This is a genomic window from Terrabacter sp. P5_B1, from assembly GCF_056400505.1.
In genome coordinates, this window is record NZ_JBFULD010000182.1 from 1 (window position 1) to 8,439 (window position 8,439).

Genomic DNA, 8,439 nt, shown 5'->3' on the forward strand with positions numbered 1-8,439 from the left:
GCCGGGGTGGCGTCGAAAGGTGTGTCGTTCGGTGGCGTCGTGCTCGACTTCGCGTGGGCGTCGGTCGGTGGGGCCGCGATCGGCTTCGGCATCGCGCTGCTCGTCACCGTGCTGCGTCGGCACTTCTCCACCGAGCCGGCCTTCGACACCGTGCTGTCGTTCATGGTGCCGTTCGCGGCCTACGTCCCCGCCGAGGAGCTCCACGCCTCTGGCGTCATCGCCGTCGTGACGGCCGGTCTGGTCCTCGGGCACAAGTCACCGCGCACGCAGGCCGGAGCGTCCCGCCTCAGTGAACGGATCAACTGGACCTCCATCCAGTTCCTCCTCGAGAACGCCGTCTTCCTGCTCATCGGCCTGCAGGTCTTCTACGTGCTGGCCAAGGTGCGCAGCTCGCCCCTTTCCGCCGGGCAGATCACGCTCGCCGCCGTCGGCACCCTCGTCGCCGTCCTGCTCCTGCGCCCCGTCTGGGTCGTGCCGTTCCGCTACCTGCGCACGCGCCTGCTGCACGAGGAGGCGCCGGCTCCGTGGACGCACACCGTCGTCCTGTCCTGGGCGGGCATGCGCGGCGTGGTCACGCTGGCCGCGGCCCTGCTCCTGCCGGCCGAGACACGCCACCGGGACGTGCTGGTGCTCATCGCGGTCGTCGTCACCATCGGCACGCTGCTCATCCAGGGCACGACGTTGCCGGGACTGGCCCGACGGCTCGGCGTGCGCGGTCCCGACCCTCGCGAGGACGCGCTCCAGGCGGCGACCGTGCTGCAGGCCGCGACTCGCTCGGGGCTCGACGTCCTCGACTCCATGACCGAGCTCGACGACCCGACCAGGGAGATGCTGAGGTCGCGGTCGGAGGACCGGCTCAACCAGATGTGGGAGCGCCTCGGACCGCGCAGCGGCGATGCCGACGAGACGCCGAGCGCCGTCTACCGCCGCGCCCGCATGCACATGCTTCAGGCCGAGCGCGACGAGGTGCTCCGGCTGCGCGACGAGGGCCGGGCCGACCACGTCGTCCTCCGCACCGTGCTGGCATCGCTCGACCTGGAGGAGACCATGCTCGACCGCCTCGACGACCAGGAGAGCCGGCTGGCCGAGAGCGAGATGCTCCCCGTGGACACGATCGAGGCGGCCTGCGAGCACCTCCGCGCCACGGACACGTGCACCGCTGCCCGGACACCGGAGGGGTGCGAGGAGTGCCTCCGGGACGGCACGACCTGGGTGCACCTGCGCCTCTGCCTCGAGTGCGGGCACGTCGGCTGCTGCGACTCGTCGGAGGGCAAGCACGCGACAGCCCACTTCCACGAGACGCAGCACCCGGTGATGCGCTCGATCGAACCGGGGGAGGCGTGGCGCTGGTGCTTCGTCGACGAAATCCTCGGTTGACGTGACGGTCCTCCGGGAGGACGCCGTTCAGTCCAGTCGCTGCGCGACCGTGTGCGTGTCGTCATCGTGGACGACCGTCGAGAGCGCGCCGTTGACGAGCGCGAGGTGGGGCGCGACGTGGCCGCACTCCACGTCGGCGATGATCGGCACGCCGAGCATCCCGAGCGCGTCCCGCACCGCGTCGTGCTGCGTGAAGCCGGGGCGGCCCGGGGCGTGCGTGCGGCTGACGAGGATGCCGTTCGCCTGGTCGAACCAGCCGCTCAGCCGCATGCCGTGCAGTGCGCGGCAGATGTCGTAGGAGTTCCACTCACAGATGTCGAGGTAGTGCAGCAGTCCTTCCGGCGCGTGGGCCGCGGCGAAGTCCGCCATCGCACCGAAGCGGCTGCCGGCCGCGAACCCGATCGTCTCGACGCAGCCGCCGATGAGTCGCCCGGACACCGTCGCCGCCTCGCCCTCGTGCCCCGGGTCGATTCGGGTCCACGTCCCGGGGCTGTCGAGGGTCATGACCGTGACCGTGGGGTTGCCGGCGTAGACGTCCCAGCCGCCGTCCGACCTGAAGCGGCCGGGGGAGCGCTGGGCGAGCTCGTCGCCCGGGCTCGCGCCGGCGACCTCGACCCAGTGGAGTATGCCGTCCGGCACGGTGTACGGGGTGTCCATGAGGTTCTGCCCGTGGATCGTCGCGATGCCGGTGGCCAGCGTGAGCGGGGTGAGCCAGGTCGAGGTGTCGGAGAAGCCCACGCACCACGTCGGCTCCGCGTCGGCCACGGCCTCGAGGTCGAGGAGGTCGAGCAGGTCGATCCCGGTCTCGCCGCCCCACGGCGGGACGACGGCCCGGATCGTCGGGTCGAGCAGCATCGCCATGAGCTCGGCCGCCCGGGCGTCGCGGGGACCGCTGACGTGCGAGGGGGTGTGGTTGAGCTCGCCCACCACGACCTCGAAGCCGCGGTCGCGGAGGCACCCCACGGCATACGTGAACCGGTCCCAGAGCTGGTCGGAGACGCCGGAGCTCGGCGAGGTCACGCCGATCCGGTCACCGGGACGGAGCGGGGCGGGGTAGCGGATCGGCATGGCCGCCATCGTGCCAGCCCTGCCGACCCGCTTCACCCCGGTTTCGGGCGGTCAGGCCTTGGCGGCGGCGAAGCCCTGCTCGAGGTCGGCGATGATGTCATCGATGTGCTCCAGGCCGACCGACAGGCGCACCAGCCCGGGCGTGACGCCGGCGGCCAGGCGGGCGTCGTCACCACCTTGCGAGTGCGTCGTCGAGGCGGGGTGGATGACGAGCGAGCGCACGTCGCCGATGTTGGCGACGTGGCTGTGGAGGGTCAGCGCCTCGACGAACCTCTTGCCCGCCTCGAGGCCGCCCCGGATCTCGAAGGAGAGCACCGCACCGGCGCCGCGCGGGGCGTACTTCTGCGCCAGCGCGTACGACGGGCTCTCGGGGAGGGAGGCCCAGACGACCCGCTCGACCTGCTCGTGGCCCTGCAGGTGTGCTGCGACCTTCGCGGCGTTCTCGAGGTGCCGGTCGATGCGCAGCGAGAGGGTCTCGAGGCCCTGGGTGATGAGGAAGGCGTTGAAGGGGGCAGCCGCCGGGCCGAGGTCCCGGAGCAGCTGCACCCGCGCCTTGAGGATGTAGGCGAGGTTGGCGCCGAGCGGGCTGCCGACGCCGAGGTCGCGGGCGTAGACGAGGCCGTGGTAGCTCTCGTCCGGGGTGTTGTAGGCGGGGAACCTCTCGGGGTCGGCCGCGAAGTCGAAGGTGCCGGCGTCGACGATGATGCCGGCGATGGAGGTGCCGTGGCCGCCGAGGTACTTCGTGGCCGAGTGCACGACGACGTCGGCGCCCCACTCGAAGGGACGGATGACGTAGGGCGTGGCGATGGTGTTGTCGACGACGAGCGGGACGCCGTGCTCGTGCGCGAGGGCGGCGACGCCCTCGATGTCGAGGACCTCGGCCTTCGGGTTGGCGATGGTCTCGCCGAAGAAGACCTTGGTGTTGGGGCGCACCGCTGCCCGCCACGAGTCGAGCGAGGTGGGGTCCTCGACGAAGGTCACCTCGATGCCGAGCCGGGGGAAGGTGAACTGCAGCAGGTTCGCGGTGCCGCCGTAGAGGCTGGGGGAGGCCACGATGTGGCCGCCCGCCTCGGCGATGTTGAGCAGGGCGAGCGTCGTCGCCGACTGTCCCGAGGCCACGAGCAGGGCGCCGACACCACCCTCGAGAGCCGCGACGCGCTGCTCGACCACGTCGGCGGTGGGGTTCATGATGCGCGTGTAGATGTTGCCGAACTCCTTGAGCCCGAACAGGTTCGCTGCGTGGTCGGTGTTGTCGAACACGTAGCTCGTGGTCTGGTAGATCGGCACGGCGCGTGCTCCGGTGGCCGTGTCGGGGGTCTGTCCGGCATGGATCTGCTTGGTCTCGAAGGACCAGCTGGGGGTCTCGCTCATCGGTCGTTCTCCTCGTGCCAGGTCGCTGGCCGGTGCACGACGACGGTTGCGTGCCCGGCGCACCGACGGGTCGGTGCGGGAGAGAGGCTCTCCGCGCTTGCCGCGGACGAGTGTCCGTGGCCAGGTCCTCACCCGGGGCACCCCACCGCGGTTGGAGGGTTGCCGGCCAGCGAGCCGGGGCTTGTCGCTGACACTCATGACCTGCCGGAAGTCTACGTATGCCTGCGCCACCGAGAGGAGTCGACGTCCTCATCGTGGGACGCCCAGCGCGTCCGGCACGCGGTGGCCGTGGCGTCGATCACGAGGACGTCCTACTAATCGAAACCCGCGAGTAGGCTCCCTGCGTGAGCACGCACCCCGACTTCGACCTGTTCCGGACGAGCGAGGACCACGAGTCCCAGCGAGAGGCCGTCCGCGCGGTTGCCGAGGACAAGATCGCCCCGTATGCCGCCGCCGTCGACGCCGAGGCGCGCTACCCGCAGGAGGCGCACGACGCCCTCGTCGCCTCCGACTTCTTCGCGCCCCACGTGCCCGAGGAGTACGACGGCGTCGGTGCGGACGCCCTCGCCACGTGCATCGTCATCGAGGAGGTGGCCCGGGTCGACGCGGCCGCCTCGCTCATCCCGGCGGTCAACAAGCTCGGCTCGCTCCCGCTCATCCTGGCCGCCAGCGACGACGTCAAGCGCCGCTACCTCACGCCGCTCGCCCAGGGCCGGACGACGTTCTCCTACGGTCTCTCCGAGCGCGAGGCCGGCTCCGACACCGCGGCGATGAGGTGCCGCGCGCGTCAGGACGGCGACGGCTGGGTCGTCAACGGGCAGAAGTCGTGGATCACCAACGCCGGCGTGTCCGAGTACTACACCGTGCTCGCCGTCACCGACCCCGACGGCCCCCGCGGCGGCAACGTCACGGCCTTCGTCCTCGAGAAGTCCGACGAGGGCTTCACCTTCGGCGAGAAGGAACGCAAGCTCGGCATCAAGGGCAGCCCGACGCGCGAGCTCCACTTCGACAACGTGCGGATCCCGGGTGACCGCGTCGTCGGTCAGGTGGGTGACGGCCTCAAGATCGCGCTGCGCACGCTCGACCACACGCGGGTCACCATCGGCGCCCAGGCCGTGGGGATCGCGCAGGGCGCGCTCGACCAGGCCGTCGCGTACGTCAAGGAGCGCAAGCAGTTCGGCACGCGCATCGCCGACTTCCAGGGCATCCAGTTCATGCTCGCCGACATGGCGATGGAGCTCGAGGCCGCGCGCCAGATGGTCTACGTCGCGGCCGCCAAGTCCGAGCGCGGCGACAAGGACCTCACCTTCTTCGGCGCGGCCGCCAAGTGCTACGCCTCGGACGTGGCGATGAAGGTCACGACCGATGCCGTCCAGCTGCTCGGTGGCGCCGGCTACACGACGGACTTCCCGCTCGAGCGGATGATGCGCGACGCGAAGATCACCCAGATCTACGAGGGCACCAACCAGGTCCAGCGCATCGTCATGGCCCGTCAGCTGCTGAGGTGAGGGTCGGCGCCTGCTCTGGCCACCGGGCCGGTTGACGGCCTCCGCGCTGGCGGGCGGTAGGTTCTCGGGGCAGTAGGCTGATCCAGCCCTGTTGCGGCCGGCGCGGGATCGCGATGCCTGCCCCAAGTCTCCGAACCCTGACGAGAAGGACTCCCGCGCGTGGACCCAACACCTCCGGTCAGCGTCATCATGCCGCTGCTCAACGAGGAGCGGCACCTGGAGGAGGCGGTCGGCGCGGTCGTCGCCCAGCGCTACCCCGGCGAGCTGCAGATCGTGCTCGCAGTCGGCCCCGGCCACGACGACACCCTCGGGGTCGCCGAACGGCTCGCCGAGCGCGATCCGCGGATCACCGTCGTGGAGAACCCGTCGGGCCGTACGCCGGAGGCGCTCAACCTCGCCGTCGCCTCGGCAGCCCACGACATCATCGTGCGTGTCGACGGGCACGGGTTCCTCAGCGACGGGTACATCGAGCGCGCTGTACGAGTGCTCGAGGAGACCGGCGCGGCCAACGTGGGCGGRGTCATGCTCGCCGAGGGCGTCACAGACCTCGAGCGCGCCGTCGCGGTGGCGATGACCTCGCCCCTCGGGGTCGGGGGCGCGCGCTTCCACACCGGCGGCCACCCCGGGCCCGCCGACACCGTCTACCTCGGGGTCTTCCGCCGCGAATGGCTCGATGCCGCAGGCGGGTACGACCCGCGGTTCACCCGTGCCCAGGACTGGGAGCTCAACTACCGCATCCGCCAGGCGGGCGGAGTCGTCTGGTTCGACCCCGCGCTCACCGTGAAGTACCGGCCCCGGCCGACCCTGCGTGCGCTCAGCCGCCAGTACCGCGACTACGGCCGCTGGCGTCGCGTCGTGGCCACCCGCCACAAGGGCTCCATCAACGCCAGGTACCTCGCCGCGCCCACGGCACTCGTGGCAGTGGCGGTGGGCCTCGTCGGTGGCCTGGTGTGGCGGCCGCTGTGGGCCATCCCTGCCGCGTACGCGGCAGGCGTCGGCATCGGGGGAGTGGCCATCGCCCGCCACGAGGCACCGGGGGTGGCGGTTCGGGTTCCGGGGGTGCTGGCGACGATGCACGGCAGCTGGGGCTGGGGCTTCCTCACCAGCCGCCCCGAAGAGCTCGTCCCCGAAGAAGAGGAGGCGTGGTGATCGAACGCTATCGCGGGATCTGGGCGCGCAAGGCCATTCTCGACACCCTCGTCAGGCGAGACCTGAGGGTCCGCTACGCCCGAAGCTGGCTCGGCTACATGTGGACGATCATCGACCCGCTCGCGATGGCGCTGATCTACTTCGTCGTCTTCGCCGTCATCTTCAAGCGCCCCGACGCGGGCCACAAGCCGTACTTCCTCTTCCTGCTCCTCGGGCTGCTGCCCTGGCAGTGGTTCAACGCCTCGATCAACGAGAGCGCACGGGCGCTCGTGGCCGAGGCGAGGCTGGTGCGGTCGACGAACCTGCCGCGGGAGCTCTGGGTCATCCGCGTCGTCATCGCCAAGGGGGTCGAGTTCCTCCTGTCCTTGCCCGTGCTGTTCGCCTTCGCGGTCGTCTACGTGGCGAAGGGTGACACGACGCTCAACTGGCGCTTGATCCTCTTCCCGGTCGGCTTGCTGCTGCAGTTCGTGCTCCAGACCGGCATCGGGCTGCTGCTCGCGCCTGCCACTGTGCTCGCCGACGACACGATCCGTGTCGTGCGCATCGTGCTGCGAATGCTCTTCTACGGCACCCCGATCATCTACACCCTCAACATCGCTCCCGAATGGCTGCAACGGGTGCTCTGGTTCAACCCGCTCAGCGGCATCCTCGAGCTGTACCGCGCGGGCTTCTTCTCCGCGCCCCTCCAGGTGCAACCGCTGATCACCGGAACCCTCATGTCGGTGGGCCTGCTCGTCTGGGGCGCCATCGCTTTCGCGCGCATGGAGCGCGCCGTCCTCAAGGAGATCTGACGTGGCGCGCCAGGTAGACCGTCCAGCCGGCAACGACAACGTCATCGACGTCAACGGTCTCGGGATCGAGTTCTACCGCTCACGTCGACGCAAGCTCTCGCTCCGCGAGATGGTGCTGCGGCGGGAGAACACCTCGTCCAAGGAGACCTTCTGGGCCCTCAAGGACATCTCGTTCTCGGTCGGCCCCGGTGAGGCGGTCGGCCTCGTCGGCTCCAACGGTGGCGGCAAGAGCACCCTGCTCAAGGCCATCGCCGGAGTGCTGCTGCCTGACGAGGGCAGCGTCGAGGTGTCCGGAGGGGTGGCGCCGCTCATCGAGCTCACCGGGGGCTTCCTCGGCGAGCTGACGGCGCGCGAGAACGTCGTGCTGGCGGCTGGGCTGCACGGTCTGGACAAGCAGGCCATCGCCGAGCGCTTCGACTCGATCGTCGACTTCGCGGGGCCGCAGGTCAGGCAGGGTCTGGACATGCCGTTCCGACACTTCTCCTCGGGCATGCAGGTGCGACTCGGCTTCGCCCTCATCACGACGCTCGACGAACCCATCGTGCTCGTCGACGAGGTGCTCGCGGTCGGCGACAAGGACTTCCGCGAGAAGTGCTACCAGCGCATGGAGTCGCTGCTCGCCGAGGGCCGGACGCTCTTCCTGGTGTCCCACTCCGAGCCCGACCTCCGCCGGTTCTGCACCCGTGGTCTCTACCTCAGGAGCGGCCGGCTCGAGGCCGACGGGTCGATGGACGAGATCCTCGACCTCTACAACGCCAACCCCAGCTGACCGGGCTGCCCGGGCTGCCCGGGCCTACCGGCCGGGGAGGTCGTGGGCGCGCCAGGGTCAGGACGAGCGCGTGGCCTGGACGGCACGGATGTCCCGATCCAGCGTGGCCGGGTCCACGGCGGTGACCAGGCCGGTCGTGGCCCAGTCCGGCAGCTCCTTGCCGCCGGCCTCGACGGCGAGGGCGCAGCCTCGATCGCGCAGGGCCCTCAGCGTCGCCCGGTCGAGGAGGTCGCTGCGGACCTCGACGTAAGCGACGTCGGGCGTGCCCAGGGCCCACGCCAGGTCGGCAGCGCCCTCGGCCACGAGACCGAGCGCGGACACCAACCCCTCGTCGCGGTACGCGCGACCTCTCGCCCAGCCTCGCTCAGCGGAGACCGCGCCGGGGAAGACGAGCACGTCCACTCCC

At 70.6% G+C, this 8,439-nt stretch carries 8 protein-coding genes and 1 riboswitch; of the genes, 5 read left to right on the plus strand and 3 right to left on the minus strand.

The window, feature by feature from the left end; genetic code table 11:
• Window positions 1-1,377: cation:proton antiporter domain-containing protein (locus AC1DP0_RS13680; protein ID WP_478085099.1), on the plus strand; the 1,377-nt coding region annotated here is incomplete at its 5' end.
• 27 nt (window positions 1,378-1,404) lie between these two features.
• Here AC1DP0_RS13680 and AC1DP0_RS13685 read toward each other — a convergent pair.
• Both AC1DP0_RS13685 and AC1DP0_RS13690 read right to left on the minus strand, forming a co-directional pair.
• A complete protein-coding gene (locus AC1DP0_RS13685) occupies window positions 1,405-2,445 on the minus strand; it encodes a S66 family peptidase (protein ID WP_478085100.1) in 1,041 nt (346 codons plus the stop codon).
• A 51-nt stretch (window positions 2,446-2,496) separates the two neighbouring features.
• Complete coding sequence (locus AC1DP0_RS13690; RefSeq protein WP_478085101.1) at window positions 2,497-3,816, minus strand: bifunctional o-acetylhomoserine/o-acetylserine sulfhydrylase; 1,320 nt, start codon at window positions 3,814-3,816, stop codon at window positions 2,497-2,499.
• A gap of 88 nt (window positions 3,817-3,904) precedes the next feature.
• A riboswitch (SAM riboswitch) is annotated at window positions 3,905-4,018 on the minus strand.
• Between the two features lie 142 nt (window positions 4,019-4,160).
• Between AC1DP0_RS13690 and AC1DP0_RS13695 the strand changes: the two genes are divergently transcribed.
• The 4 genes from AC1DP0_RS13695 (at window position 4,161) to AC1DP0_RS13710 (ending at window position 8,033) form a co-directional block, all read left to right on the plus strand.
• Window positions 4,161-5,324 (plus strand): acyl-CoA dehydrogenase family protein, encoded by a 1,164-nt coding sequence (locus AC1DP0_RS13695; protein WP_478085102.1) that lies wholly within the window; start codon window positions 4,161-4,163, stop codon window positions 5,322-5,324.
• Between the two features lie 159 nt (window positions 5,325-5,483).
• On the plus strand, window positions 5,484-6,473 hold the full coding sequence (locus AC1DP0_RS13700; protein WP_478085103.1) for a glycosyltransferase family 2 protein: 990 nt from the start codon (window positions 5,484-5,486) through the stop codon (window positions 6,471-6,473).
• Window positions 6,470-7,264, plus strand: a complete 795-nt coding sequence (locus AC1DP0_RS13705; RefSeq protein ID WP_478085104.1) for an ABC transporter permease — start codon at window positions 6,470-6,472, stop codon at window positions 7,262-7,264. Before AC1DP0_RS13700 ends, AC1DP0_RS13705 begins: the two co-directional genes overlap by 4 nt.
• A 1-nt stretch (window position 7,265) precedes the next feature.
• On the plus strand, window positions 7,266-8,033 hold the full coding sequence (locus AC1DP0_RS13710) for an ABC transporter ATP-binding protein (protein WP_478085105.1): 768 nt from the start codon (window positions 7,266-7,268) through the stop codon (window positions 8,031-8,033).
• Between the two features lie 57 nt (window positions 8,034-8,090).
• On the opposite strand, the gene AC1DP0_RS13715 is transcribed toward AC1DP0_RS13710, so the two are convergent.
• Window positions 8,091-8,439 (minus strand): hypothetical protein (locus AC1DP0_RS13715; RefSeq protein WP_478085106.1); only part of this gene is annotated, 349 nt, incomplete at its 5' end.

Bases quoted from the DNA above. Each gene is read 5' to 3' on its own strand.
- AC1DP0_RS13685 (WP_478085100.1), bottom strand. From the start codon at position 2,445: ATGCCGATCCGCTACCCCGCCCCGCTCCGTCCCGGTGACCGGATCGGC.
- AC1DP0_RS13690 (WP_478085101.1), bottom strand. From the start codon at position 3,816: ATGAGCGAGACCCCCAGCTGGTCCTTCGAGACCAAGCAGATCCATGCC.